Here is a 25,813-nt window from a genome sequence, read left to right as displayed (position 1 = left end):
GACCTCACCCGCCTCGCGGTGCCGGCGGCTCCCGTTTCGGCGACGGGGCGTAGTCGTCTGAGGTCAGCCGGGGTGGCGTGGGCTCGCGCGCGGGTGCGTCGGGCTGAGGCCATCCGCACGAACGGGGCTTAGGTCACGTTGCGTAGTCGAGCTGGTCTGATGTGCTCGGTGGTCTGGTATTCCTTGCTGCAATCGTGTGATTATCAGACCGTTATCTGGCCGCGACCACTACATGGCGTGGCAGGATTCCCCGAGCCGGACAGCGGCGTTCGGCTTCGGGTCGCCGGGGAGGGCATTGAGTGGCGTTGTGGACCGTGCACGGCGATGGCCGCACCACCGACGGTGACGCGGTCAGCCCGCAGGAGCGACTCAGCTGGCCCCTCACCATCGGTTTCGGGGCGCAGCACCTGGTCGCGATGGCCGGTGCCACGATCCTCGTCCCCGCCTCCACCGGCCTACCGGTCGCGACCACCCTGCTCTTCTCGGGTGTCGGCACGCTGCTGTTCCTGATCATCACGCGCAACCGGGTCCCCAGCTACCTCGGCGCGTCCTTCGCGTTCATCGCCCCGCTCGAAGCCGCCCGCAGCGAGGGCGTCGCCGCCCAGCTCGGCGGGATCGTCGCGGCCGGCCTGCTGGTGATCATCATCGGGGTGGCGGTGAAGGCCCTCGGGGTCCGGCTGCTCGAATCGGTGATGCCGCCGGTGGTCACCGGCGCGGTGGTCATCCTGATCGGGCTGAACCTGTCGCACCGCGCGACGACCTCGTTCTCCGAGCAGCCGCTGCCCGCCGTGGTCGCGATGGGCATCATCCTGCTCTGCGGCGTCCTGGGCCGAAGGCTCTTCTTCCGCTTCTCCGTGCTGTTCGGCGTGGTCGTGGGCTGGGTGCTCGGCTTCGCCCTGGGCATCGTGGACACCGGTCCGGTCGCCGACGCGGCCTGGTTCGGCCTCCCGACCCTGCACTCCCCGGAGCTGCGCCCGTCGGTCACCCTCCTGATCCTGCCGGTCGTGATCGTCCTGGTCGCGGAGAACGTCGGGCACGTCAAAGCCGTCGCCGGCCTCACCGGCCGCAACCTGGACGGCAGCGTCGGCGACTCGATCATCGCCAACGGCCTGTCCACGACCCTCGCGGGGTTCGGCGGCGCCCCCGGCACCACGACCTACTCCGAGAACATCGGCGTGATGGGCGTGACCAAGGTGTACTCCACCGCCGCCTACGCGGTGACCGGCGCGATGGCGATCCTGCTGGCGTTCTCCCCGAAGGCCACCGCGGCCCTCGGCACCATCCCGCCGGGCGTGGTCGGCGGCGCGACGCTGGTCCTGCTCGGCCTGATCACCCTGGTCGGCGTGCGCATCTGGATGGAGAACCGGGTCGACCTCACCAACCCCGGCAACGCCCTGGTCGGCGGCGCGGCGCTGGTCGCGGGCGTCGGCGACCTGACGCTCAAGCTCGGCAACCTGGAACTCGGCGGCCTGGTCTGGGGTTCGCTGCTGGTCGTGATCCTGCACCCGATCATGCGCTGGCTGCGCGCCGCCCGCCGCATCTGACCTCACTCCCGCAGGAACCCGCCCACGAGGTGCTCCTCCTCGTAGGCGAAGTGCGCGTCCAACTCGGCGGCCAGCCCGGTCAGGTCCCCGGTCGCCTCGATCTCCTCGACGACCTTCGCGATCACCCGGTGCTCGGCGCGCAGCCGGGCGACCACCGGCCGCAGGTCCGGGAACCCGGCCTCGAACGCGGTGAACGCGCCGTCCTCCCGCACGTGGTGCAGCCGCAGGTGGGCGCAGAACGCCAAGCAGTGGCTCATCAGGTCCCGCCGCCCGTCGAACGACCCCTCGACCAGCCCCGCCAACTCCGCCCGCAGTTCGGCGTGGTGCCGCTTCAACTGCGCGGCGAGCCCCTTGATCCTCTCCACATTCAACGTCAGCGGGTGCAGCGCGACCACCGGGATCACCCGTTCCGTCGACGTCTGGTAGGCCGCGAACGCTGGATCGAGTGACGCCTGCGCGGCGTACCAGGTGTCCCGCTCCTCCCCGGTCAGCACCTCCGCACGGGCGGCAAGCGTTTGCGACCCGATCTCGATCGTCACCTGCGGGTCGGCGACGAGGTTGTGGAACCACTGCGGGTGCCGGTCGCGCCCGGCGTTGGAGGCGAACACGAGCAGCCGCTCGCCGTCGCGCAGGTAGCCGGCCGGGGTCGTGTGCGGACGTCCCGTCTTCACCCCCGCCGTGGTCAGCAACAGCAGCGGAGCCCCTTCGAACACGCCCCCGACGACTCCGTCGTTGGCCCGGAACTCGTCGATGATCGGCTGGTTCACGCCGCACCCCCACCTGGTCTGGCCGCGATTAGTCTGACCTCGAAGACAAATCAGCTTTGACTGCAAAGCATCTTTAGTTGCAAAGATAGAAGGGGAACGGCGAAGGTGTCAACGACCGACGACGCCATCCGGGCGTTGCTGCTGCTCATGCCGCGGATGGTGGGCCGCGCCAAGCGCATCCCGGTGCCCGGGGAACTCCAGTCGCTGGCGCTGGCGCCCCGCCACCTGTCGCTGCTGGCCTACCTGTTGTTCGACGGCCCGATGACGATCAACGACCTCGCACAACGCCTGGAGGTCGCGCCGACCACCGTGAGCCTCATGGTCGCCGAGCTGAGCCGTAAGGGCGTCCTGGAGCGCCGTGAGGACGACAACGACCGCCGCAGGCGCATCGTGAGCATCACCGACGCCCAACGCCCGTCCATCGACACGTGGCTGGCCAAGGGCGCGAAGGCGTGGCACACCGCTCTGGACCCGCTCACGCCGAGCGAGCGCGAGACGTTCGTGGCGACGCTGAAGGCGTACGAAAGAGCCCTAGACGAGTGAACGGGCGATCCGGTGGACCAGCCCCGGGCCCTCGTAGATGAACCCCGTGTAGAGCTGGAGGAGGCTCGCGCCGGCGTCCATCATCCGCTTCGCGTCGTCCACCGACGCGATCCCACCGACCCCGATGACTGGCAGCTTCCCGTCGGTCTCCCGGCTCACGAACCGCACCACGGCGCGCGCCCGCGCGGCCAGCGGCCGGCCGCTCAACCCGCCGGCCTCGGCCGCGAGCGCCTGGTCCGCCGGCGCGAGCCCGTCCCTCGACAGGGTGGTGTTGGTCGCGATCAACCCGGCGACCTGGTGCGCCGCGCACACCTCCAGCAGCTCGCCGATCGCCTCGTCGGTCAGGTCGGGCGCGATCTTGACCAGCAACGGCTTCCGGGTGCCGGACCCGGCCAGGTCGGCGGACGTCTCGTTCAACGCCGACAGGAGTTCCGTGAGCGCCTTGCGGTCCTGCAGGCTCCGCAGGCCGGGCGTGTTGGGCGAGCTGATGTTCACCGCGAAGTAGTCGCCGTGCCGGTACAGGGCCCGCAGCGACGCCCGGTAGTCCTCCACGGCCTCTTCGACCGGCGTGACCTTGGACTTGCCCAGGCTGATCCCCAACGGCACGGAGAGCGGCCCCAGCCGGTCCAGGCGGTTGGCCAGCTCCAGCGCGCCGTCGTTGTTGAAGCCCATCCGGTTGATGATCGCCTCGCTGTCCCGCAGCCGGAACAGCCTCGGACGCGGGTTGCCCGGCTGCGCGTGCCGGGTGACCGTGCCGACCTCCACGAACCCGAACCCCAACGCGCCCCACGACGGGAGCGCGCGTCCGTTCTTGTCCAGTCCCGCAGCGAGGCCCACCGGGTTGGGGAAACGCACCCCGAACACCGTGCGCTCACCGACGGGCTTGCGGCGCACCAACCGCGCCGCCGGGCTCAACGCCGCCATGGCGCGCAGCGTGGTCTCGTGGATGCGTTCCGCGTCCCCGCCGTGCATCCGGAACAACGTCTTGCGCACCACGCTCTTGTAGACCACGGCAGTAACCCTAAGCGATCGGACCTGGCTGGCAGTGCGGGCACCAGTACGAACTGCGCTCCTGCACCCCCGGGCCCTGCTCGGCCACCCGGACCCGCGTCCCGCACCGCAAGCACGGCCGCCCGGCCCGCCCGTACACCCACGCCTCACGCCCGCGCCCGACCATCCCGGTGGTGTTCCGGATCGGCCGCAGGGCATTGGCCAGCAGCAACTTCCGCGCCAACGCCACCGCGCGGCCACCGTCCACACCGGACATCGGCGTCCACGGCGACACGCCCAGCAGGAAGCACACCTCGGACTTGTAGACGTTCCCCACGCCGGCCATCACCCGCTGGTCGAGCAACGCGAGACCAACCTCACGCTCCGGGTCCGCCGTGAGTCGCGCCACGGCCTCCGCCTCGTCGTCGGCGGTCCACGCGCCCAGCAGGTCCGGGCCGAGGTGGCCGACCAGTCGCGACTCCTCGTCGGTCGGCACCAGTTCCAGGTCGTGCAGCGCGAACCCCACCGCCACCCGGTCCGGCACCTCCAGCACCACGCGCGCCTGGTGACCGGGCCGCTGCCACTTGCCGCCCGGCCGGTAGAGGTGCCACGAGCCGTCCATCCGCAGGTGGCTGCGCAGCGTCACGTCCCCGGAGAACCTGGTCAGGATGTGCTTGCCGACCGTGGCCACGCCCACGACGTCCCGCCCGGCGAGGTCCACCGTGGCCAGCCTGGGGTGCCGGAAGTCGGTGCGCAGCAGCGTCCGCCCGGCCAGCGCGTCGTCCAGTCGCCGCCCGGTCAGGAAGACCGTGTCACCCTCGGGCACCGCTGTCGAAAGCCACCTTCAGCCCGAAGGCCACCAGCACGGACGCCGTAAGGCGCTCCGTCCACTGCTTGACGCGCGGCCTCGTCAACACCACCGCAGCGCGTCCCGCCAGCCACACGACGATGATCTGCCACACCTGGCCGATGCCCACGTGGATGCCGACCAGCAACGCGGCCCACCCCGTCGACTCGCCGGACGTGGGCAGGAACTGCGGCAGCAGGCTCAGGTAGAACACGCCGATCTTGGGGTTGAGCAGGTTGGTGGTGAACCCCACCCGCAACGCCTGCGCCGGCGTGATCCGGGGCGCTTCCACCGGCTTGTCCGCACGCGCGCCGCGCCACGACTTCCACAGCGCCGACCCGCCCAGCCACAGCAGGTAGGCCGCGCCCGCGTACCGCACGACGTCGTAGGCGAGCCGGGACGCCACCAGCAGCGCGGTCAGCCCCGCGATGCTCGCCGCACCCCACACGACGCAACCGAGCGTCGTGCCGAATCCACCGACCAGACCGGCCTTACGGCCACCGCCGAGCACCATGCGCAACAACATCATGGTGTCCAGGCCCGGCGTGATCGTCAGCAACAGCGCGGCGACCGTGAACGCCAACAGCGCCGTGGTGCTCACGCGTCGACCGCCTCTTGGATCTCTTCGTCGTCGAAGTCCGCGTGCACCGGGCGACGCCTGCTGCGGCTTATCCGCAGTATCCGCGCCAACAGCAGGTTGAATGCCAGCGCCACCTCGCGCGCGCCGGGCGTGCCCCACTCGTGGATCGGCATGCAGGCACCTTGCGCCTGCTGCACCGCCAACCGGTCCGGCAGCGCCACCGGCATCACCAGCGGCCCGAAGATGTCGCGCAGCTCCTCGATCCGGAACTGGTGCTCGTGCGACCGGGGCCGCACCCGGTTCACCACGACGCCCAGTGGCTGGAGGTCCGCGTTGTGCTCACGCTCGGACTGCACCGCCTCGAACGCCCGCTGCACGCCCGCCACCGCGAACATGGTGGGCTCGGTCACCAGCAGCGCCCGGTCCGCCGCCACCAGCGCCGACCTGGTCAGCTGACCCAGTGACGGCGGGCAGTCCAGCAGGACCAGCTGGTAGGGCTCCTCGGTGTCGCCCTCGGAGGCCAGCACGCGCAGCGCCTCGCGCAGCCGGCCCAGCCGCGACTCGCCCGGGTCGGGGTGGTTGAGCAGCTCGGCGTCCTCCGACCCGGCCAGCACGTCGACGCCATCGCCCCAGGCACTGGGCGCGATGGCCGCCCGGACGGTGTCGCCCGTGGGGTCCTGGAGGACGTCGTAGATGGTCGCGTCGGTGTCGTCGGGTTCCAGCGTCGAGGTGGCGTTGCACTGCGGATCCAGGTCGATGACCAGCGTCCGCACCCCGCGCCGCAACGCCGCCGACGCGAGACCCAACGCGACCGTCGTCTTCCCTACGCCACCCTTAAGGCTGAGCACCGCCACCGTATGCACGGGGTGCAGCCTACGGTCTCTAGGCTCTAGTGCCATGCGACCGGACGCCGTACACAGGGTGCTCGACACCGAGCTGGCCGCCGCGCGGGAGCGCCGGGGCGGGGAACCGCCCAGGGTGCTGGACGTGGGCGGCGGCAGCGGTGTGTGGGCCGTTCCACTCGCTGTGGCCGGTTGCGTGGTGACCGTGGTCGAGCCCAGCCCCAACGCGCTCGCCACGTTGCACAGGCGCGCCACGGAGGCCGGCGTCACCGATCGCATCACGGCCGTGCAGGGCGACACGGACGCGTTGGACGCCGATTCGTCCGCCGACCTGGTGCTCGGCCACGGGCTGCTGGAGGTCGTGGACGACGCCGCCGTGGCGCTGAACGCGCTGGCCAAGGCGGTCGCGCCGGGCGGGGCGGTGTCCGTGCTGGTGGCGAACCGGTACGCGGCCGTGCTGCACCGGGCGATCGCGGGCCGGCTGGTGGACGCGCGCCGGCTGCTCGACGACGAGGCGGGGCAGCTCGCCGGGTCCCGCGAGCCGTTGCAGCGCCGCTTCGACGTGGCCGGGCTGGAGGCCCTGGTGCTCGGCGCGGGCTTGGAGCTGGAGCTGCTCCAGGGGCACGGCGTGGTGTCCGACCTGGTACCGGGCTCGGTGCTGGAGGCCAACCCCGGCGCGGCCGAGGCGCTGGCCGAGCTGGAACTGGCCGCCTCGACCCGCTCGCCGCTGCGCGACGTGGCCGCGCGGCTGCACGTGTTGGCCCGTCGGCCGGGGTGAGTTTGCGGTAGAAACGGGGTCGGCAATCCGCTGCCGACCCTCCAGGAGTCCCGCATGGGAGATCCGCACTTATCAGAGGTCGTCCCCGCCCTGCGGGGGCCTCTGCCGGCCGGGGCCTGCTGATGGCCGAGGACCCGCCCGACCCGGTGCCGCTGGAATCGCCGAGACCGGAATCGCTGGAAGACGAGGTGCGCGCGGCCGTCGCCGGCGATCGGATCGCGATCGGGTGGCTGTTGGCCTCCATCCGCCCGTTGGTCGTGCGCTACTGCCGGGCACGGGTGGGCCGGCAGGAACGCTCTTACACCTCGGCGGACGACGTGGCGCAGGAGATCTGCCTGGCCGTCCTCACCGCGTTGCCGACGTACAAGGACCACGGACGTCCGTTCTTGGCGTTCGTGTACGGCATCGCGGCGCACAAGGTGGCCGACGCGCACCGAACGTCGCTGCGCAACCGTGCCGAACCGGTCCCCGAGGTGCCCGACGCGCCGTCCGACGACGACGGTCCGGAGCAGACCGCGTTACGCGCCGAACTGTCCCGTCACGTCGCCAAGCTGCTCAAGATCCTGCCTGACAAGCAGCAGGAGATCCTGCTGCTGCGCGTGGTGGTGGGGCTCACGGCCGAGCAGACGGCCGTCGTGGTGGGTTCGTCGCCCGGTGCCGTACGGGTCGCGCAGCACCGGGCGTTGTCGCGTCTGCGGAGGGAGGTCGGCGCGTCCCGCCGACTGTTGAGCGGCTAGTGCCGCCAGCGGGTGGCGTGCACGACCTCCTCGGGCGTGGCGTCGGAGAACAGGGCGATCTCGCCGCGCCGCACGTCCGCGATGGTCGCCGCGAACTCGACGCCGAACGCCTCCGTGAGCACGTCGTCGTCCTCGAACGCCCTTACGGCGTCCTCCAGCGACGCGGGCAGCCGTTGGGCGTCTTCCACCTGCGCGGGGTCCACGGTCGTCGGTTCCGGCAGCCGCGCGCCGTCCACGATCCCCGCCAGGCCCGCAGCGAGCGTCGCCGCCACCGCCAGGTAGGGGTTCGCGGACAGGTCGAAGCACTTGATCTCCAGGTCGCGGCCCTCCACGAGCCGCAGCGCGGTCTCCCGGTTCTCCACGCCCCAAGCCGCGAATGCGCCTGCCCAGTGCGACGGGACCAGCCGCAGGTAGCTCGCGACCGAAGGGCAGCCGATCGCGCACAGGCCGGGCAGGTGCCGCAGCACGCCCGCCGTGAACGCCTCGGCGTCCGGGTGCAGACCTCCCTCGAACAGGTTCTTCCGATCCCTCCACAGGCTGACGTGTAGGTGGCCGCCGTTGCCGACGCCGTCCGCCACGACCTTCGGTGAGAACGACGCGCGCAGCCCGTGCCGGATGGTGATCGCCCGGATCGTCTCGCGCACCAGCACTGCGGTGTCCGCCGCGTGCACCGGGTCCTCGGGCGCTGTGGACACCTCGAACTGGCCCGCCGCGTACTCCGGGTGGAACTGGAGCACGTCCACGTTCTGCTCGGCCAGCGCGGCGATCAGGTCGGCGCAGTAGTCCGACAGCTCGACCTGACGGGCGTGGCCGTAGGCGGGGGAGGTGGTGGCGGGCCGGAAGTCCTCCGTGCCGCCCTGGCCCACCGCCCATTCGACCTCGAACCCGGCGCGCACCTCGAAGCCGTTGACGGTGAGCCGGTCGGCCATGGTGCGGGCCAGGCCGCGCTCGTCCTGCGGGTGCGGCTCGCCGTGCTGGTCGTAGCGGTCCGCCGGCGCCCACGCCCACCCCGGCTGTCCGGCCAGGACGGTGATCCGGGCCAGGTCCGGGTGCAGCCGGAGGTCGCCGACCGGGCCGCCCGAGTGGCGTCCGGAGATGATCGAGTCGTCGAGGAGGAAGGCGTCGAACACGGGGGAAGCACCCACGCCGTGCGCTGCCGCGTGGGGGAGCTTGTCGAGCGGGACCGACTTCACGCGGGCGATGCCGCTGTGGTCGATCCAGGTGATCGCGACGGCTACGACGTCGCGATCGGCCAGGCCGTCCAGCAACGCGGTGGCTTGTGCCTGGCGGTGGTCCCGTTCCGCGGTGTCCATGAGGTGCGTGGTTACACCAGGTCACTACTCTTCAACAAGTGGAGCCGCTGCTGCCTTACGTGGCCGAGTTGAACCTCGTGGACCACCACTGTCACGGGGTGCTGCGCGACGACGTCGACCGGACCGGGTTCGAAGAGATGCTGACCGAGGCGGACGGGGTGAGCCCGTGGGGGACGTCGCTGTTCGACTCGTCCATCGGATTCGCGGTCCGGCGCTGGTGCGCGCCCCTGCTCGACCTCCCGGCGCACGCGCCGCCGGACGAGTACGTGGCGCGCCGGCGGTCGTTGGGCGCGGCCGAGGTGAACCGGGCGTTCCTGGTCGCGTCCGGGATCACGACCTTCCTGGTCGACGGCGGGCTGTGGCCGGAGAGGTTGCACGGTCCGTCGGATTTCACCGGATCTCGTGAACTCCCGGTGCTTCGCTTGGAGCGGCTGGCCGAGGAGGTGATCATCGGAGGTGCCACGGGATTCCCGGACGAGGTGCGTCGGGCGTTGGAGCGCGCGCCGGCCGTGGCGGCCAAGTCGATCGCGGCCTACCGCGTGGGGTTGGCGCTGTCCGGTGAGCGCCCGTCGGACGCCGAGGTCGTGGCGGCGTGCGAGCGGTGGCTGTCGGCCGGCGGTGGGCGGTGCGCCGACGAGGTGCTCTCGCGGTTCCTGGTGTGGGAGGCGCTGGAGCGCGGGCTGCCGGTGCAGTTCCACGTCGGCTACGGCGACCGCGACCTGGCGTTGCACCGGGCCGACCCGTCGCTGCTGACCGACCTGCTGCGGGCGACAGAGCACCTGGGCGTGCCGATCATGCTGCTGCACAACTACCCGTTCCACCGGTCGGCCGGGTACCTCGCGCAGGTGTTCCCGCACGTGTTCGCCGACCTCGGGCTGGCGACGCACAACGTGGGCCACCAGGCGAGCCGGGTGCTGGCCGAGGCGCTGGAGATCGTGCCGTTCGGGAAGTTCCTGTTCTCGACCGACGCGTTCGGCCTGGCCGAGCTGTACCACCTGGGCGCGCTGTTCTTCCGGCGCGCGCTGTCGGACTTCCTGCTGTCCGGGATGCGGCGGCAGGCTTTCGGCGAGGCGGATGCGGTGCGAATCTCTCACCTGATCGGGTCGGAGAACGCGCGCCGGGCCTACCGGTTGGACTAGAATGTCGAACACGCGTTCGAGTCGTGAGTGGAGGTGGTCATGGGCCGCAGCGCCAACCTGCCGCGCGGCCTGGTGGACCGTTTCCGCGCGCGTGAGGGCCGGTGGCCGGACGACACCGGCTGCCCGATGCTGCACGTCGACATGGACGCCTTCTACGCGTCCGTGGAGATCAGGGACAACCCGGAGCTGGCCGGCAAGCCGGTGATCGTCGGCGGCACGGCCAACCGAGGCGTCGTGTCGGCGGCGAACTACCTGGCCCGCGAGTTCGGCGTGCGCTCCGCGATGCCCACGGCGCACGCCCGCAGGCTCGCGCCGCACGCGGTGTTCGTGCCGCCCAACTTCACCCGGTACCAGGAGGTGTCGCGGGGCGTGATGGCGATCTTCCGCGACATCACGCCGCTGGTCGAGCCGCTGAGCCTGGACGAGGCGTTCCTGGACGTCAGCGGCGCGCTGCGGCGGCTGCGGGCGACCCCGGGCGCGATCGCCGAGACGATCCGGCGGCAGGTGGAGCAGGCCGAGGGCGTCACCTGCTCGGTCGGGGTCGCGCCGACGAAGTTCCTGGCGAAGCTGGCCTCCGGCATGTGCAAGCCGGACGGCATGATGGTCGTGCCCAAGGCGTCGGTGCTGGAGTTCCTGCACCCGCTGCCGGTGTCCGCGCTGTGGGGCGTCGGCAAGCGCACCGCCGAGCAGTTGGACCGGGTCGGCCTGGAGACCGTGGCGGACGTGGCGGCGACCCCGCTGCCGAGGCTGCGCCGGGTGCTCGGGGTGGCGCTCGCCGAACACCTGCACGCCCTGTCCCAGGGCCTGGACGACCGGCCGGTCGTGCCGTCGACCAGGGAGAAGTCGATCGGCGCGGAGGAGACGTTCGAGGTCGACCACTTCGACCGCGAGCTGCTGCGGCGCGAGCTGCTGCGGCTCTCGGAGCGCTCCGCCGGGACGTTGCGGGAGCGCGGGCTGCGCGGCCGGACCGTGTCGATCAAGGTCAGGTTCGCCGACTTCACCACGATCACCCGCTCCAAGACGCTGCGCGTGGCGACGGACGTCACCCAAGAGGTCTACAAGACCGCGGCGACGCTGCTGGACGAGCAGGTGCCGCCCGGCGCGGTGCGGCTGATCGGCGTGCGGATCGAGCAGCTGGTCGAGGGCGAGGACGGCGAGCAGCTGATGTTCGACGCGCCGGAGCGCGGCTGGCGGGAGGCCGAGCAGGCCGCCGACCAGGCGCGCACCCGGTTCGGCCGGGCCGCGGTGAAACCGGCGACGCTGCTGGCCGCCGCGCCGTTCCAGCCGAACCTGCCCGAACCCAAGCCCGACCGCTGACCGTTCGGGGTTCCGACGTCCGGCAGCGGGCCGTTCGGGTGGTCGATCGGCCCGAACCCGACGTCCGGGTCGATCACCGGGCACCATCACGACGTGGACCGGTTCTGGGGGCTGCTCACCCCCGCCGAGCACGCGGTGCTCGGCACGACGGGAACGGAGCGCGACTACGCCTCCGGTGCGGTGGTGTGCCACGAGGGCGAGATCACCAGCTACGTGCTGGTCGTGCGCAAAGGACTGTTGCGGGTCACCGCGACCACCGCGGCCGGCGGGGAGAAGGTGCTGGCCGTGCGCGGCGCGGGCGACATCGTCGGCGAGCGGTCCGCCATCGACGGTCAACCCCGTTCGGCCACGGTGCGCGCACTGGGCTCCGTGCGGGCGCTGGTGCTGACCGCGTCCGGGTTCGCGTCGCTGTGCCAGCGCCACCCGAGGATCGCGTGGGCCCTGCTGACCGTGATCGTGGCCCGTCAGCGCGACGCCGACCGGCAGCGCATCCAGATCAGCGGCACCGCGACGCAGCGCGTGGCGGCCGTGCTGATCGACGTGGCGCTGGAACGCGGCATCGCCGACCAGGGCGCGGTCTCGCTGAGCCAGGAGGAACTCGCGGGCATCGCCGGCACGTCCCGCGAATCGCTCGTGCGGGTGCTGCGTTCGCTGCGCGCGGACGGCATCATCAGCACCGGCCGGCGGAAGATCGACATCCTGGAGGTCGAGCGCCTCTACGACCTGACGACGTGATCGGCGTCCGTTCGGGTACGGGTCCCGACCTGCGTCGACATCGCCGGCCCTTGTGCGTCATCTGACGCAGAACATCTTTCCGGTCCCCCCTACAAATGAGGTACGCCGAGATCAGAGGGGGAGACCATGAACCACAAAGAGGAACCCGCGAGGTCCCGCCGGCGGTTCACCGAGCGCCTCGCCTGCACCCTCGTCTTCACCGTCGTCCAGTTCTGGGCCGCCGCGGTGATCCTCACCCAGCTGGAGACGACCGGCCCGATCGCGCTGGCCGTGGCGCTGGTGCTGGCCGGGGGCCTGATCGCCGTGCACGACGCGTGGCGCGAGGTGCGTGCCGGCCGTCGTGAACTCGACGCCGAGATCAGGGAGGACCTGGTCCGGCTCTGAAGCCACCTGGCGGCCGGCGAGGGGTGGCCGCCGTTCCCAGTGAGGCATTCCGCGGGCGGTCGGGTCTGCGGAATGCCTCACTTCCTGTGCGGCCCCGAACTTGTCCACAACCCCGATCCCCCCATCCACAGATCGCGACCGCACGATCGACACCCCACCCCGAACCCTCCATCGTGGACACATGCGAACCCACACCCAAGACCGAACCACGATCCGGCTGGAAGCCCTGGCGGGCATGTTCCCGCACCAGGTGGCGACCGCGGCGGAACTGATCAGCCTGGGCCTGCCCAACGACGAGGTGGCGGCCCGCTGCCGTCCGGGCGGCCAGTGGCAGCACCTGCTGCCCGGAGTCCTGCTGTTAACCCGAAAACCCCCGACCCGCCTCCAGTGGGTGCGGGCCGCCCTGCGGCACGCCGGCGGGGAGGCCCAGCTGACCGGGGTCGACGCCCTCCAACTGCACGGGATGCGGGCCGTCCCGGTGGCGGGCCCGGTGCGCGTGCTGTCGACCAGACCGGTGGACCCGACCCCGCAGGTCGGCGTGACCCGCGTCCGCGCACTCCCGCCCCCGGTCCTGCGCAAGGGCTTCCTGACCGCACCGCTCATCAGGGCGGCCGCCGACGCGGTGCGAGCCCTCCTGCCAGACCTCGACGCGGTGCGCGCCGTGCTGACCGAGGTGGTGCGCCGAGGCGGCGTGCCGGTCGCCGACCTGGCCAAGGCGTTGGCCAGGGGAGCGGAGCCGGCGCACCAGGTCCTGGCCGACCTGGCAGGCGGCGTCCGCACCGTGCCGCAAGCGTGGGCCAGAGCCCTCCTGTCCGACCTCCCGCTGCCGCCCCCGACCTGGCACGTCGAGCTGGAGACGTCGGACGGCATCCCCCTGGGCACCGCGGACGCCTGGTGGCCGGAGCCGGGCCTGGTGTGGCAACTGACCCCCAACCCGGACAACCGCCGCCTGGCCGCCGCCGGAATCGCGGTGGCCCAAACCAGCCCCCAGGAACTCCGCCAGTCCCCGTCGACAGCCGCGAAGTCCCTCCACAACGCCCACCGCCAAGCCACCGGCCGCCCCAGCCCCGACGTAAAGGCAACCCGCATGACGACAACCCCATAAACCCGCCCCACACCCCAGCCGACCCCGCCAAGCCACCCGCCCCACCCCGGCCACTCGCCTCACCTTGGCCGCCCTGCCACCCCGGCTACCCCCGGCCACCTGGTTCCGCCCCAGCCCCCCGGTTCCGCCCCAGCCACTTCGCGCCCGGACCGCACCGCCCAGCACCCTGCCCCGAAACCGACACGGCATCCCGCACCCAGCACTCGGCACCCGCCATCCGGCACCCGGCACCCGGCACCCGGCACCCGGCACCCGGCAGCTGACCCTTGGTGCCTGCCATCGGGTACTCGGCGTCGGGCACCCGGTACTCGGCGTCGGGCGCTATGCATCGGGCGACCTGCGTCCACCACCGGTGCCCGGTGCCCGGCACCGGGCACCGGGTGGCCAGGACCGGGTGGCCAGGACCGGGTGGCCAGGACCGGGTGGCCAGGACCGGGTGGCCAGGACCGGGTGGCCAGGACCGGGTGGCCAGGACCGGGTGGCCAGGACCGGGTGGCCAGGACCGGGTGGCCAGGACCGGGTGGCCAGGACCGGGTGCTGGGCGCAGAGCGCTGGGTGGCTGGCATCGAGAACCCTGCGTTCGGTGCCATGCGCCCGGTGCCGCAACGCGCGGCCGTGCGGGAAGGCCGTACTGCGTGCTCCCGATCTGATGTCCGGATCGGGACCTGTGTCGGGCGCAGGGCCGGGGCTCGTGCTGAGGGTCCACGCCGGGGCATCCGGCGTGGGGCTGTCCCACGCGGCCGAGCTGGAAACCGGGCCAGACCGGTGTCGGCACCTCGCGACGACGCCCGTGTCACGAACGCACCAAGCGGCTGGCCTCGACCCTCGTGAAGGCTGGCACGCTGCTTGATCGCGGCGACTGGTCGGCCGCTTGGTTACGCCTGGCAACTGTGCCGTCGGGTGGGCGGCCGAACTGGCCAAGGCGGTGCAGGCAGGGTGGGCGCGCTCTCACGAGCCCTTGAACGGCGGTCGGCGCTCACCACCCGGAGTCACGAGCGACGGTCGAGGCGCGGGCTGTCCATGCCTAGCCGCGTGCCGACGCCTTGGGCTCCGGCCTGCCCGCCTGCCCAGCCTTCGATTCGCCCTGCCTTCGACTCGTCTCCGCCGCTGCTTGCCTTCGGCTGCTGCTCGGCCCAGTCGCTGCTTGCCCCGGCAGTTGGTCGGCCCGGCTGCTGTTTGCCCCGGCGGCTACTCGGCCCGGCTCGCCCTGGCCGAATTCGGGTCGGCTCGTCGTGGCTGGTCGGCCTCGAACCCGGTTGGCTCGGGCTCGGGCTCGGGCTTGGAGTTGGAGTTGGAGTTGGTGCTTGGCGTCGGTGCGGACGCCGACTGGCCCGGTGCGCCGGGCCAGTGCTGCCCGGCGCGCCGGGACCAGAGCCAGGCTCGGGTTTCGGGGCGGATCGGACGGGGCCGGGCGAGGGTGCCGCAGACCTGGGAAGGTCGAGGTCGGTGACCTGAGGTCGGGCAGGGGGTCAGGGGCGCGGCCGCTGTGGGGGTGGGGGCCGTGGCGCTGGCCGCAGGTAGGGCGAGTGTGTGGCACGGGGTGGGCGGGGCGCGCTCTACGTGGGTCCGAAGCCCGGAAGGATCCGGGCTGCCTTCGAGCGATGGTGAGGTGGTTCGGGTGATTTGGGCGTGTTGTGCGGATCACGCCGTTCGTTCGGTGCGGCCGGAGGGTTGACAGATGACCTTTCGGGCTGCTTTCGCGGCCTTACGGGGGCCCTACCGTTGACCCGTGAGGATGATGGTGACCGAAGGAACCGCTTAGGGGCACGGACTGGGTAGTCGCCAAGCCCCGCGAATCGTATCCTGGTTGTGACACCCCCATGCGGGGCGTCCGCCGGGACCGGCGGCAACCGTGAACACCCGGCGCCCGCGACCGCTGTGCCGGAGGAGGAGCCATGCCACTCTCCGAGCACGAGCAGCGACTGCTCGACCAGATCGAGCGCGCGCTCTACGCCGAGGACCCGAAGTTCGCATCCACTGTGCGTGGCGCCAAGCTGCGCAAGCCGTCGCGACGGCGTCGTATCCAGGGCATCGCTTTGTTCGCCGTGGGTGTGGCGCTGCTGGTGACGGGTGTGATGTTGCCGAAGCTCGCTGGTATCCCGGTGGTGAGCGTGGTCGGCTTCCTGTTGATGTTCTTCGGCGTGCTGCTCACCGTGACGACACTCCGTCGTGGTGATCAGGGTGCCGAGGAACCCAACGAAGAGGGAAGTCGGCCCAGCCGCAGCTCGTTCTCCCAGAAGATGGAAGAGCGTTTCCGTCGTCGTCTTGAGGACGAGTAGACGCCCCTACCCAACGCACTCGGCCCGCGCCCACAGGATCTCTCCGCCTTCAGGTCGGACGTGATCACCCGGGACGCGGGCCGTGCGTATGCCCGAAATCGCTCCGGCCCCTGGCCGGGTCCGGCTGGCGGGTCCGGCTGGCGGGTCGCGTTCCGGGCTGTGGCTGGCCTGCGGCTCGCTGACTGGGTGACCGGCACCCGCGTGAACCAGAACTGGGTGATCGGCACTGGGTGATCGGCTTGGCCACGATCCAACGGTGACGTGCGTGTGGCCCGTCCCCCGAAGGGAACGGGCCACTGAGGCCGGACGAGGGTGGGGCTAGTCGTCGGAGTCCGGGGCGACGGTGGGCTGGAGGACGGACCTCGGCAGGATCTTCGCCCGGAGGGCGAGCGGGGCGTTGCGGTTCAGGCTCTGGCGGACGTCGGATACCGCTCGGGGTAGGGCCGGGTCGGCGTTGACGTCGGCGCTGTACCAGGAGCGTTCGACGGCTCCGACCACCGCGCGCAGGCCGTCTCGGCCCTGTTCGTCCAGGTTGTGGGCGCGGACCATCCGGCGCGCGGCCACTCGCACCGTCTCCGTCGACGGGACGCGGGTGCCCCGGTCCACCGATTCCGCCAGCAGCTCCTGCCACGCGGCCCCCGCCGCGTTCGGGCCCAGGTTCGCCACGGCCTGCAGCCTCGTGCGCCTGCGCACGGCCCGGATCCCGGCCGGCACGACCGCCAGTTGCACGATCAGCAGCGGCACGGCCAGCCACCACGACACCAGCGCGACCGCCAGGGTCAGGGCACCTATCCACGACGTCACCGCCACGCCCGCCAGCACGGGCAGCAGCCACGGCCACTTCGGCCGCCACGTCGTGCCGTCGCCGCGCCGCTTGCCCAGGTTGGCGAACAGCACCGCCAGCAGCACCGCGAGCACGACCAGCAACCCCGCCGCGATCAGCAGCGAGACCAGGTGCCACGTCGGCGTCGGCTCGGCCTGCTCCTCGCCGCCCTCCTGGCCCTGCGCGTTCGGTGCGGCGGAGGCGCTGGTGGTGGGCGCGGTGGTGGTGTCGGTGGTGGTCGTGGTGGTGGCTCCGGTCGGGTCGGTCTCCTCGCCGTCCGGGTTCTGGCCCGAGATGTACGGCGGCACGATCGCCCGGCCGTCCGACAGCGGCGTGGGGTCGAAGACCATCCAGCCGTAGCCGGGGAAGTAGACCTCCACCCAGGCGTGCGCGTCCTGCGTGGTGATGGTCTGGAAGTCGCCGGTCGGGAAGCCCGCGGTGAAGCCCATCGCGACCCGGGCGGGCAGGCCGATCGACCTGGCCATGATGGCCATCGCCGACGCGTACTGCTCGCAGTAGCCCCTCTTTCCGGTGAACACGAAATCGCGCAGCGCGTCGGTGGTCTGCGCGCTCGCCGTCTCCGTCGTGTACGTGAAGCCGTTCGTGCCGTCCGTGAAGTACCGGTAGAGCGCGGTGGCCTTGTCGAACGTGTTGGTCTCGCCCTTGGTGATCTCCCGCGCCAGGTCCCGCACCTCGGGCGCCACGCCGGGAGCCTCCAGGTAGACCTCCTCCACGTCGAGAGCGCCGTTGGCCTTGCGCAGCGCTTCGGCGGGCGGGGTCTTGAGGACCGTGTCCAGCGTGTACGCGGGTGCTTCGCGCGCCCGCACGCTGTAGACCATCCCGCGCACCGGGTCGTAGCGCCAGTTGTCCTCGACGCCCTGCAAGCGGCGTGGCCTGCCGTACACCGGCAGCCAGTTGTCCAGCCAGCTCACCGGCTCGATGGTCACCTGGGAGACCTCGCCGCCGCCGGGGTCGCCGGGCTGGGCGGGCAGCACGCCGTTGGCCTGCACACCGGTCGGCAGGTCGTCGCCCATCTTCCAGCCCTTGTCGGGCACGTACTCGCGCAGCGTCATCGCCCGCAGGTACGCCGACTCGGTGAGGCCGCGCACCCGGAACAGTTCCTTCGTGCTGCCCCGGTCGAGCATCCCGCGCAACTGGGTCATCGGGTCCAGGCCGAGCCGGTCCGCGCCGCCGCCGACCGCATCACCCGTGCCGGGGAGCTTGCCGACCGTGCCGACCAGGGTGATGCTCGCGCCCGCGACCAGCGCGATCACCACCGCCATGCCCGCCACGGCGGTCGCCGCGGGGCCTGAGCCGCCGGCTCCGCGACCGGGCAGCCTGCCGCGCCACGCCTGGTGGCGGTGCTGCCCGTCGACGGCCAGCAGCAGCGCGAACGCCCCCGCGCCGAACACGAACGTCCACAGCGGCAGCATCTCGTCGGCCAGCGACGCGGGCACCGCGAACACGCACAGCAGCACCAGGCCGGACGCCGCTGGTGCCGCCACGCCGACCGCGAGCACGTCCACCAGGACCGCCACCAGGCCGATCGACACCATCACCAGGCAGCGCATCGCGTCGCTGTCGTCCACCGGCGGCACGCCGGTCTGCACCTCGGCGAACGCGTCGCCGAGCACCGAACCCAGGTCGTTGATCGCCTGCGGGCTGGGGAACACCACCAGGAACCCGCTGCGGGTGAAGATCGTCACCAGCAGGCAGGCCAGCGCGAGCACCTGTCCGAGCCCGACCAGCGGCAGGGGCAGCCTGACCGCGCGCAGCAGCACGCCGGTGCCCACCACGACGGTGATCGCCACGGCCAGGTTCACCAGCCAGAGCACCCCGCCGATCACGCTGGACAGCGCGGTCGCCGCGCACAACGTCGCCAGGCCGGCCACCGCCGGCGTGGCGCTGACCACCCAGTTGCCCCCGGGGGCGGTCCTGCCGGTCACCTCTAGCCCACCTCCGTGCGCACCACGGGTCCGCGGTTGCCCGCGCTGTGGCACAACTCCTGCCAGATCTGTCCCATCGGGGTCGACGGCCGCGCCACGACGGCGCCCCAGCCGGCCGCGCCGAGCAGTCCGCGCGCTTCCTCCGGGTCGGGGGCGGGGTCCTCGGAGGCCGCCGCCCACGCCCGCACGTCCATCACCACGGCCAGGCTGCGCATCCCGCGCGGCCGGTTGCGCACCAGCGCGTCGACCACGGCGGGCGTGGAGCCGCCGAGGATCGCGATGACCTCCTGGCCCGCGCCGGGGTCCAGGCCCGCCGCCGGCTCCTGCCGGTGCGAGGGTTGCAGCGCGGCCAGCGCGTCGAGCACCACGGCGTCGCTGTGGCCGCCGTCGCCGGACCCGCCCGCGAGCACCCGGCCGTCGTCGCCGATCAGCCGCACCTGGTGGCCGAACCGGTGCAGGTGCAGGCACACCGAGGCGGCGAACGACACCGCCCACTCCAACGACGAGCCGGGGCCGCTGCCCCGGTGCGCGGTCAGCCGGTGGTCCAGCAGCACGGTCGTGCCGCCGCGCCACGGCCGTTCTTCGACGCGGACCATCAGCTCGTCCCGCCGCGCGGTCGACTTCCAGTGCACTTTCCGCAGGTCGTCGCCGTGCCGGTACTGCCGCACGATGGCGTCGTCCTCGCCCTGGCCCGACCGCAGCCGGATCGAACCGTCGTCGCCGGAACCCATGCCGGAGCCGCTGGGCAGGCCCGAGAGGCCCACCACCCGGGGCACCACGACCAGCTTGGACCGGCCGGCGAGTTCGCGGTCGTACTCGGCCAGCCCGAACGGGTCGGTGACCCGGGCCATCAGCGGGCCGACCTGCTGGATGCCGCGCATGACCGGCTTGAGCGGGTAGCGCAGCGCGGTGACGGTGTTGCGCGGCAGCCGTTCGACCACGAACCGGGGGCGCGAGCCGAGCGCGTAAGGCACCGCGTCCTCCAGCAGCAGGCCGCCCGTGGGCAGCCGGCCGGTGGAGCGCAGCTCGACCCGCACGTCGGTCGCCGACCCGACCTGCACCCGGCTCGGGAACAGGAACCGGGCCGCGTGCAGCCCGACCCGGGCCCGCTGCGCCAGCCACGCCGCGAGCAGCGGCAACGCCACCACGAACGCCGCGACCCGCAGCAGGTCGCGCTCGTTGAGCACGATCGCGCACAGGCCGGCGGCGATCCCGGCGGCGAGCAGGCAGCGGCCCCTGGTGGTCAACCCCGACAGGGCTGCGCGCATGTCAGCGGTTCGGGTTCAGGTTGTGCGCGAACTGGGCCGACGGGTCCTGCACGCCCTGCGGCACCGGCACCCGCTGGAGCAGGTTGCGCACCAGGTCGGCGGACGACCGGCGGGCGGCCTGGGCCTCGGCGGTCAGCACCAGGCGGTGCGCCAGCACGGGCACCGCGATGGCGTGGATGTCGTCGGGCACCACGAAGTCGCGCCCGGCCAGCGCCGCCTGCGCCCGCGCGGCCCGCACGAGTTGCAGCGTGGACCGGGGGGACGCGCCGAGCCGCAGCTCGGGCAGCCGCCGGGTCGCGCCGACCAGCTCCACGGCGTACCGGCGGATGTCCTGCGACAAGTGCACCCGGCGCACCGCGTGCACCAGCTTGAGCACCTGGTCGGCGTCGGACACCGGGCGCAGCTCGGCCAGCGGGTCGTGGCCCGCGTGCTCGTCGACCATCGCCAGCTCGGCCTGCGGGTCCGGGTAGCCGATGGACACCCGCGCGGTGAACCGGTCGCGCTGGGCCTCGGGCAGCGCGTAGGTGCCCTCCATCTCGATCGGGTTCTGGGTGGCGATCACCATGAACGGCGCGCTCAACGGGTAGGTGTGCCCGTCGACCGTGACCTGGTGCTCCTCCATGCACTCCAGCAGCGCCGACTGGGTCTTGGGCGACGCGCGGTTGATCTCGTCGCCGACCACGATGTTCGCGAACACCGGACCGGGGCGGAACTCGAAGTCGTTGTCCTGCCGGTTGTAGATCGACACGCCGGTGATGTCGCTGGGCAGCAGGTCCGGCGTGAACTGGATGCGGCTCACCGAGCAGTCGATGGACCGGGCCAGCGCCTTGGCCAGCGACGTCTTGCCGACCCCGGGCACGTCCTCGACCAGCAGGTGGCCCTCGGCGAGGAGGGTGACCAGGGAGACCCGGACCACGTCGGGCTTGCCGACGATGACCTTCTCGACGTTGGCCGCGATCCGCCCGACCACGGCGTGCAGCTCGGCGAGCACCTCGTCGGGCCGGCCGTGCGGGGCCGCTGTCGGGTGCGCCGTGCTGTTCACGTGGTGGGGTCCACCGCCGCCGTACGAGTGTTCGGGCAGCGCGGCGGGCTGGGTACTCGGAGTCACTCGACCTCCCGAAGACCACCGCGACCGGTTCGCGGTGGCGGTGAGCGTTTCACGCAGTGTGTCAAACCATGGCGAAGCGCCATACACCGATTGAACAGTTTCGGGGGCGTGGTTTCCACGGCCTCCGAACTGCCCCGGTCCGCCCGTCCCCACCACGATTCCCCACCGGGGCCCCCGACGAACCTGTTTTGCCCGATTTCGCTGGGCCGTTCGAGTGGGATTCGGGCCGGTTCGGCTCACCCGCAGAGGTAGAGGTGCGCCACGTCCCCCACCTCGCCCCACGGCGGCCATCTTCGCTCTACCTGCGTAAACGCTGGACGGTGTGCCGCGCGACCACCCGTTTCAGCGTTGACTGTGGTGGAAAGTGGGGTACTGTGGCGCCCGGTGGGGCAGACGGGGGCTCCACTGCCGGTTCACAGTCCGGCGGCGGGAGGTGGGTTGCCGTGTTCCTGGGCACGCACCACCCCAGGCTGGACGACAAGGGCCGGTTGACGCTGCCTGCGAAGTTCCGGGACGCGCTAGCGGGGGGTCTCATGGTCACCAAGGGCCAGGACCACTGCCTCTACGTGTTCCCGAGGGCCGAGTTCGAGCAGATGGCGCGCAAGGTCGCGGATGCTCCGTTCACCAACGAGGCCGTCCGCGCCTACCAGCGCTACCTGTTCGCGGGTACCGACGAGCAAAGGCCGGACGGCCAGGGCCGGGTGTCGATCGCACCGGAACTGCGCCGGTACGCGGGGTTGACCAAGGAGTGCGTGGTCATCGGCGCGATCAACCGGCTGGAGATCTGGGACGCGCCGGCGTGGCAGCGCTACCTGGACGAGCACGAGGACAGCTACGCCGAGGCTCGCGAGGAGGTGCTGCCGGGCGTCTTCTGAGTTCGGGCTTGAACGCTTGAGGTTTCGGGTGCCGTGAGGCCTCGGTCCGCTCGGCTTTCGGCCCTGGCGCACCTTCCCCGGCGCCAGGTCCGACGGGCGGGCGGGGACCTGACGACACCCGATTTTTCTTTGCCAGGGCGGGGGGATGTGCGTGGGAGGGGACATGGTGGAGCGAGCGCGGCACGTGCCGGTGCTGCTCGACCGCGTCCTGGGCCTGCTCGACCCCGCGCTGGCCGACCGCGACGCGGTCTTCGTGGACTGCACGCTCGGGCTCGGCGGCCACTCGGAGGCGGTGCTCGCGGCGTACCCCCGGGTGCGGCTGATCGGCCTCGACCGGGACCCGCAGGCGATCGCCCTGTCCCGCGAGCGGCTCGCGCCGTACGCGGACCGGGTGACGTTCGTGCAGACCACCTACGACGGCATCGCGGACGCGGTCGACGGCCCGGTGGACGGCATCCTGATGGACTTGGGCGTCTCGTCGCTCCAGCTCGACGCCGAGGAGCGCGGTTTCGCGTACTCCCGGGACTCCCCGCTGGACATGCGGATGAGCGCCGGGACCGGGATGACGGCCGCCGACGTGCTCAACGAGTACTCGGTGGACGACCTGACCCGGATCCTGCGCGACTACGGCGAGGAGCGGTTCGCCCGCAAGATCGCGGGCGCGGTGGTCCGGGAGCGCGAGCGGGAGCCGTTCACCACCAGCGCCCGGCTGGTCGAGCTGCTCTACGCGGCGGTGCCCGCGGCGACCAGGCGGACCGGCGGCCACCCGGCCAAGCGCACGTTCCAGGCGCTGCGGATCGAGGTCAACGGCGAGCTGGAGTCGCTGCGGCTGGCGCTGCCCGCCGCGCTGTCCGTGCTGGCCGTGGGCGGCCGGATCGTCGTGGAGTCCTACCAGTCGCTGGAGGACCGGATGGTCAAGCGCGCCTTCGCGGAGCTGGCCGTCTCGCGCACGCCGCAGGACCTGCCGGTGGAGCTGCCCGGCCACGGTCCGCAGCTCAAGCTGGTGACCCGGGGCGCCGAGGTCGCGAACGAGCGGGAGATCGAGGACAACCCCAGGGCCGCGCCGGTTCGGCTGCGCGCGGCCGAACGCATCCGGGAGGCGACGTGACCGCGCCCGCACGGTCCAACGGCGTGCCGTCGTCCCCGGCGAAGCCCCGCGAGCGCGCGCTGAAGTCGGTCCCCGCCCGGTCGAGGTCGGCCGCGGCGGAGCGGGCCTACGCCCGGCGCGCGCAGCGGTCCAAGGCGTCCCAGGGCCCGGCGGTCTCCCGCCGGGCGGCGGTCGCGCCCAAGGCCCCGTTCGTGGTCATGGTGATGGTCGTGCTGGGGGTGGGCCTGTCCGCGATCATGTGGCTGTCCACCCAGGCCACCGCCGACTCCTACCGCCTGCAGGACGCGCGGGCCGAGGAGACGCGGCTGGCCCGGCAGGTCGAGCAGCTGCGCCAGGAGGTGGCGCTGGCCGAGTCGCCGCTCAAGCTCGCCGAGGCCGCCGCGAAGCTCGGCCTGGTGGCCGCCGGCGACCCGGCGCGGCTCAAGCAGCTGCCGGACGGCTCGGTCGAGGTCTACGGCAAGCCCTCGGAGGCCAAGGCCCCCGAACCGCCGCCTGCCGAGACCCCGCCACCGGCGCAGACCCCGCCGCCGGACGCGAACGCGCAACAGCAGGGCCAGAACGGGCAGCCCGCCCAGAACGGGCAGCCGGACCCGAACGCCCAGCAGCCGCCGACCCAGAACGGCCAACCCGACCCGAACGCCCAACAGCCCGGCCAGAACGGGCAGCCCGGGGGGCAGTGATGCCGGTGCGGTCCGGTGCGGTGGTCACGGCGGCGAGCCGGCGTGACCGCGTGGTCGGGGCGGCGGGCGGGGTGCGGGACAGCGGGTGGACGCCCACGCGATCCGTGGGCCGGTGCGCGGCGATTGCTGGAGGTTTGTGATGCCAGGGCCCAGTCGGGGCAGGCCCGCTCGGCGACCGCTGTCGGTGCGCGGCGCGGCTCCGGCCAAGCGCCGGCGCGGCGGCAACACCAGGGTGCGCATGGCGGTCGGCCGGTTGCTGCTGGTCGGCGCGCTGGTGCTGGCCGGGCTCAAGCTCGTGCAGGTGCAGGGCTTCCAGGCCGAGGCGCTGTCCGCGCAGGCCGAGAAGCAGCGCGCCACCCCGATCGACATCCCGGCGGCGCGCGGCTCGATCACCGACCGCAACGGCAACAAGCTCGCGTTCAGCATCGAGGCGAGCGCCCTGTACGCGGTGCCGCAGATGTCCCGGGAGAAGTGGGCCAAGGCATACGAGGCCGACCCCAAGATCGGCACCTACGAGGAGTGGGCGAAGGCCGTCGCCAAGTTCGTCCAGGACACCCTGGGCACCGAGGTGCAGGGCCAGAAGACCGACGAGCAGACCATCTACGGGATGCTCACCAAGGACATCAGCTACATCGAGCTGGTGGAGAACGTCGATCCGGGCAAGGCCGCGGCGATCACCGAGAAGTACGGCGAGATCGGCTCGGAGTACCGGGCGGTGCGGGTCTACCCGAACGGCGAACTCGCCTCGAACATCGTGGGCGCGGCGAACTGGCGCAAGGACCAGCAGCCGCCCGCCACGCACGGCCTGCTCGGCCTGGAGAACTCGCAGGACAACCTGCTCGCCGGGCGCAACGGCCGGCGCGTGGTGGACACCATGCAGGGCAACAACGTGGTGATCCCCGGCCCCGGCCGGTCGCGCGAGCTGGCCGCCGCGACGCCGGGCCGCAGCCTGGAGCTGACCCTGGACGTCGACACCCAGTACGCGGTGCAGCGGATGGTCACCGACTACACCGCCAAGGCGGGTGCCAAGAACGGTTCCGCGGTCGTGCTGGACGTGAAGACCGGCGAGATCCTGGCGATGGCCAACGACAAGACGTTCGACCCGTTGAAGTTCGGCCAGGCCACCGAGGACCAGACCCGCAACACGGCCGTGTCGTCGCTGTTCGAGCCGGGTTCGGTGAACAAGATCGTGACCGCCGCCACGGCGATCGAGGACGGCGTCGCCAAACCGGACGACGTGCTCACCGTGCCGTACACGATCAAGTTCGCCGACCGGATCATCAAGGACGCCACCGAGCACCCCACCCAGGACATGACGTTCACCGGCGTGTTCGCCAAGTCGTCCAACGTGGGCACGCTGATGACCGCGCAGAAGATCGGCGAGGACCGCTACGCCGAGATGCTGCGCAAGTTCGGCCTGGGCAAGCGCACCCAGTCGGGCGTGCCGGGCGAGGAGTCCGGCTCGGTGCCGCCGCGCAACCAGTGGTCCGGCTCGACGTTCGGCAACCTGCCGATCGGCCAGGGCCTGAGCATGACCCTGCTCCAGATGACCGGCATGTACCAGGCGATCGCGAACGACGGCGTGCGCGTGCCGCCGAGGATCATCCGGGCCGAAGTGGACGCGAACGGCGCGCGCAAGGAGACGCCGAAGCCGGAGACGACCCGGGTGGTCAGCCCGCAGACCGCGAAGACGGTCCGCGACATGTTCCGCGCGGTGGTCCAGAAGACGCCGGGCGAGCCGAACCAGACCGGCACCGGGCCGTCCGCCGCGCTGCCCGGTTACCAGGTCTCCGGCAAGACCGGCACCGCGCAGCAGATCGACAAGAACTGCGCGTGCTACAGCCAGTCCGAGTACTGGATCACCTTCGCCGGTATCTTCCCGGCGGACAATCCGCGTTATGTGGTGGGTCTCATGCTGGACGCCCCCACCGGCGACCCGAAGTACAGCCAGTCCGCCGCGCCGCTGTTCCACGACATCGCCTCGTACCTGTCCCAGCGCTACCAGGTGCCGCTGTCCCCGGAACAGAGTCCGGTCGTCCCGCTGATCCTCTGACCTGCGCCGGAGTCCTTTCCGGCGGTTCCGCCACGGGTTGTTCCGGGTTTTG

23 protein-coding genes are annotated in these 25,813 nt (G+C 72.1%); 14 read left to right on the top strand and 9 right to left on the bottom strand.

Annotated elements, in window-relative coordinates:
- Nucleotides 1-299 precede the first annotated feature (299 nt).
- Nucleotides 300-1,544 (top strand): uracil-xanthine permease family protein, encoded by a 1,245-nt coding sequence (locus AC0HI0_RS26285; RefSeq protein WP_480926175.1) that lies wholly within the window; start codon nt 300-302, stop codon nt 1,542-1,544.
- A 2-nt stretch (nt 1,545-1,546) separates the two neighbouring features.
- Here the strand turns inward: AC0HI0_RS26285 and AC0HI0_RS26280 are convergent, their stop codons facing one another.
- Nucleotides 1,547-2,311: a nitroreductase/quinone reductase family protein gene (locus tag AC0HI0_RS26280; RefSeq protein ID WP_480926174.1), complete on the bottom strand. Its 765-nt coding sequence runs from the start codon at nt 2,309-2,311 to the stop codon at nt 1,547-1,549.
- A gap of 147 nt (nt 2,312-2,458) precedes the next feature.
- On the opposite strand from AC0HI0_RS26280, the gene AC0HI0_RS26275 reads away from it, so the two are divergent.
- Nucleotides 2,459-2,854 (top strand): MarR family winged helix-turn-helix transcriptional regulator, encoded by a 396-nt coding sequence (locus AC0HI0_RS26275; RefSeq protein ID WP_480934390.1) that lies wholly within the window; start codon nt 2,459-2,461, stop codon nt 2,852-2,854.
- Here the strand turns inward: AC0HI0_RS26275 and AC0HI0_RS26270 are convergent.
- From AC0HI0_RS26270 to AC0HI0_RS26255, 4 genes are read right to left on the bottom strand one after another with little or no spacing between them, the layout of a single operon-like run.
- Nucleotides 2,843-3,865 (bottom strand): quinone-dependent dihydroorotate dehydrogenase, encoded by a 1,023-nt coding sequence (locus tag AC0HI0_RS26270; protein WP_480926173.1) that lies wholly within the window; start codon nt 3,863-3,865, stop codon nt 2,843-2,845. The genes AC0HI0_RS26275 and AC0HI0_RS26270 overlap by 12 nt on opposite strands.
- 10 nt (nt 3,866-3,875) lie before the next feature.
- Nucleotides 3,876-4,670 (bottom strand): Fpg/Nei family DNA glycosylase, encoded by a 795-nt coding sequence (locus AC0HI0_RS26265; RefSeq protein WP_480926172.1) that lies wholly within the window; start codon nt 4,668-4,670, stop codon nt 3,876-3,878.
- Nucleotides 4,657-5,292, bottom strand: coding sequence for a LysE family translocator (locus AC0HI0_RS26260; protein ID WP_480926171.1), 636 nt, complete (start codon nt 5,290-5,292; stop codon nt 4,657-4,659). Before AC0HI0_RS26260 ends, AC0HI0_RS26265 begins: the two co-directional genes overlap by 14 nt.
- Nucleotides 5,289-6,134 (bottom strand): ParA family protein, encoded by an 846-nt coding sequence (locus AC0HI0_RS26255; RefSeq protein ID WP_480926170.1) that lies wholly within the window; start codon nt 6,132-6,134, stop codon nt 5,289-5,291. The genes AC0HI0_RS26260 and AC0HI0_RS26255 overlap by 4 nt, the downstream gene beginning before the upstream one ends.
- A gap of 34 nt (nt 6,135-6,168) precedes the next feature.
- On the opposite strand from AC0HI0_RS26255, the gene AC0HI0_RS26250 reads away from it, so the two are divergent.
- Both AC0HI0_RS26250 and AC0HI0_RS26245 read left to right on the top strand, forming a co-directional pair.
- On the top strand, nt 6,169-6,891 hold the full coding sequence (locus AC0HI0_RS26250; protein WP_480926169.1) for a class I SAM-dependent methyltransferase: 723 nt from the start codon (nt 6,169-6,171) through the stop codon (nt 6,889-6,891).
- Between the two features lie 122 nt (nt 6,892-7,013).
- Nucleotides 7,014-7,628 (top strand): sigma-70 family RNA polymerase sigma factor, encoded by a 615-nt coding sequence (locus tag AC0HI0_RS26245; RefSeq protein WP_480926168.1) that lies wholly within the window; start codon nt 7,014-7,016, stop codon nt 7,626-7,628.
- Here the strand turns inward: AC0HI0_RS26245 and AC0HI0_RS26240 are convergent.
- Nucleotides 7,625-8,941 (bottom strand): type I glutamate--ammonia ligase, encoded by a 1,317-nt coding sequence (locus AC0HI0_RS26240; RefSeq protein ID WP_480926167.1) that lies wholly within the window; start codon nt 8,939-8,941, stop codon nt 7,625-7,627. The two genes, AC0HI0_RS26245 and AC0HI0_RS26240, sit on opposite strands and share 4 nt — an antisense overlap.
- Before the next feature lie 38 nt (nt 8,942-8,979).
- Here AC0HI0_RS26240 and AC0HI0_RS26235 point away from each other — a divergent pair, with 38 nt between their 5' ends.
- The 6 genes from AC0HI0_RS26235 (at nt 8,980) to AC0HI0_RS26210 (ending at nt 15,900) form a co-directional block, all read left to right on the top strand.
- On the top strand, nt 8,980-10,080 hold the full coding sequence (locus AC0HI0_RS26235; RefSeq protein ID WP_480926166.1) for an amidohydrolase family protein: 1,101 nt from the start codon (nt 8,980-8,982) through the stop codon (nt 10,078-10,080).
- Between the two features lie 39 nt (nt 10,081-10,119).
- Complete coding sequence (locus AC0HI0_RS26230) at nt 10,120-11,397, top strand: DNA polymerase IV (RefSeq protein ID WP_480926165.1); 1,278 nt, start codon at nt 10,120-10,122, stop codon at nt 11,395-11,397.
- A 93-nt stretch (nt 11,398-11,490) separates the two neighbouring features.
- Complete coding sequence (locus tag AC0HI0_RS26225) at nt 11,491-12,132, top strand: Crp/Fnr family transcriptional regulator (protein WP_480926164.1); 642 nt, start codon at nt 11,491-11,493, stop codon at nt 12,130-12,132.
- Nucleotides 12,133-12,258: 126 nt separating this feature from the next.
- Entirely contained in the window at nt 12,259-12,516 is a 258-nt protein-coding gene (locus AC0HI0_RS26220; protein ID WP_480926163.1) for a hypothetical protein, read from the top strand.
- Between the two features lie 181 nt (nt 12,517-12,697).
- A complete protein-coding gene (locus AC0HI0_RS26215; protein WP_480926162.1) occupies nt 12,698-13,621 on the top strand; it encodes a hypothetical protein in 924 nt (307 codons plus the stop codon).
- 1,895 nt (nt 13,622-15,516) lie between these two features.
- On the top strand, nt 15,517-15,900 hold the full coding sequence (locus tag AC0HI0_RS26210) for a DUF3040 domain-containing protein (protein ID WP_480926161.1): 384 nt from the start codon (nt 15,517-15,519) through the stop codon (nt 15,898-15,900).
- A 318-nt stretch (nt 15,901-16,218) separates the two neighbouring features.
- Here the strand turns inward: AC0HI0_RS26210 and AC0HI0_RS26205 are convergent, their stop codons facing one another.
- Genes AC0HI0_RS26205 through AC0HI0_RS26195 form a run of 3 tightly spaced genes read right to left on the bottom strand, consistent with a single transcriptional unit; the run spans nt 16,219 to nt 21,045 of the window.
- Nucleotides 16,219-18,669, bottom strand: coding sequence for a transglutaminase TgpA family protein (locus AC0HI0_RS26205; RefSeq protein WP_480926160.1), 2,451 nt, complete (start codon nt 18,667-18,669; stop codon nt 16,219-16,221).
- Between the two features lie 2 nt (nt 18,670-18,671).
- The gene (locus AC0HI0_RS26200) at nt 18,672-19,937 is read right to left on the bottom strand and encodes a DUF58 domain-containing protein (protein WP_480926159.1); all 1,266 of its coding nucleotides are present in this window, start codon (nt 19,935-19,937) and stop codon (nt 18,672-18,674) included.
- A gap of 1 nt (nt 19,938) precedes the next feature.
- Nucleotides 19,939-21,045: an AAA family ATPase gene (locus tag AC0HI0_RS26195; RefSeq protein WP_480926158.1), complete on the bottom strand. Its 1,107-nt coding sequence runs from the start codon at nt 21,043-21,045 to the stop codon at nt 19,939-19,941.
- Nucleotides 21,046-21,488: 443 nt separating this feature from the next.
- Between AC0HI0_RS26195 and mraZ the strand changes: the two genes are divergently transcribed.
- The 4 genes from mraZ (at nt 21,489) to AC0HI0_RS26175 (ending at nt 25,761) form a co-directional block, all read left to right on the top strand.
- Nucleotides 21,489-21,920 (top strand): division/cell wall cluster transcriptional repressor MraZ, encoded by a 432-nt coding sequence (gene mraZ, locus AC0HI0_RS26190; RefSeq protein WP_480926157.1) that lies wholly within the window; start codon nt 21,489-21,491, stop codon nt 21,918-21,920.
- 163 nt (nt 21,921-22,083) lie between these two features.
- A complete protein-coding gene (rsmH, locus tag AC0HI0_RS26185; protein ID WP_480926156.1) occupies nt 22,084-23,028 on the top strand; it encodes a 16S rRNA (cytosine(1402)-N(4))-methyltransferase RsmH in 945 nt (314 codons plus the stop codon).
- A complete protein-coding gene (ftsL, locus tag AC0HI0_RS26180) occupies nt 23,025-23,708 on the top strand; it encodes a cell division protein FtsL (protein WP_480926155.1) in 684 nt (227 codons plus the stop codon). Before rsmH ends, ftsL begins: the two co-directional genes overlap by 4 nt.
- Nucleotides 23,709-23,847: 139 nt before the next feature.
- Nucleotides 23,848-25,761, top strand: coding sequence for a peptidoglycan D,D-transpeptidase FtsI family protein (locus AC0HI0_RS26175; RefSeq protein ID WP_480926154.1), 1,914 nt, complete (start codon nt 23,848-23,850; stop codon nt 25,759-25,761).
- The last annotated feature ends 52 nt before the right edge of the window (nt 25,762-25,813 follow it).

The organism is Saccharothrix sp. NBAS 001 (assembly GCF_056640475.1).
This window is presented reverse-complemented; position numbering and strand designations above follow the sequence as displayed.

Excerpts from the sequence above, each read along its gene's own strand:
- AC0HI0_RS26275 (WP_480934390.1), top strand. The coding sequence starts at position 2,459 with ATGCCGCGGATGGTGGGCCGCGCCAAGCGCATCCCGGTGCCCGGGGAA.
- AC0HI0_RS26230 (WP_480926165.1), top strand. The coding sequence starts at position 10,120 with ATGGGCCGCAGCGCCAACCTGCCGCGCGGCCTGGTGGACCGTTTCCGC.
- AC0HI0_RS26240 (WP_480926167.1), bottom strand. The coding sequence starts at position 8,941 with ATGGACACCGCGGAACGGGACCACCGCCAGGCACAAGCCACCGCGTTG.
- AC0HI0_RS26220 (WP_480926163.1), top strand. The coding sequence starts at position 12,259 with ATGAACCACAAAGAGGAACCCGCGAGGTCCCGCCGGCGGTTCACCGAG.
- AC0HI0_RS26210 (WP_480926161.1), top strand. The coding sequence starts at position 15,517 with ATGCCACTCTCCGAGCACGAGCAGCGACTGCTCGACCAGATCGAGCGC.
- AC0HI0_RS26245 (WP_480926168.1), top strand. The coding sequence starts at position 7,014 with ATGGCCGAGGACCCGCCCGACCCGGTGCCGCTGGAATCGCCGAGACCG.
- AC0HI0_RS26250 (WP_480926169.1), top strand. The coding sequence starts at position 6,169 with ATGCGACCGGACGCCGTACACAGGGTGCTCGACACCGAGCTGGCCGCC.
- AC0HI0_RS26200 (WP_480926159.1), bottom strand. The coding sequence starts at position 19,937 with ATGCGCGCAGCCCTGTCGGGGTTGACCACCAGGGGCCGCTGCCTGCTC.
- AC0HI0_RS26215 (WP_480926162.1), top strand. The coding sequence starts at position 12,698 with ATGCGAACCCACACCCAAGACCGAACCACGATCCGGCTGGAAGCCCTG.
- rsmH (WP_480926156.1), top strand. The coding sequence starts at position 22,084 with ATGGTGGAGCGAGCGCGGCACGTGCCGGTGCTGCTCGACCGCGTCCTG.
- AC0HI0_RS26175 (WP_480926154.1), top strand. The coding sequence starts at position 23,848 with ATGCCAGGGCCCAGTCGGGGCAGGCCCGCTCGGCGACCGCTGTCGGTG.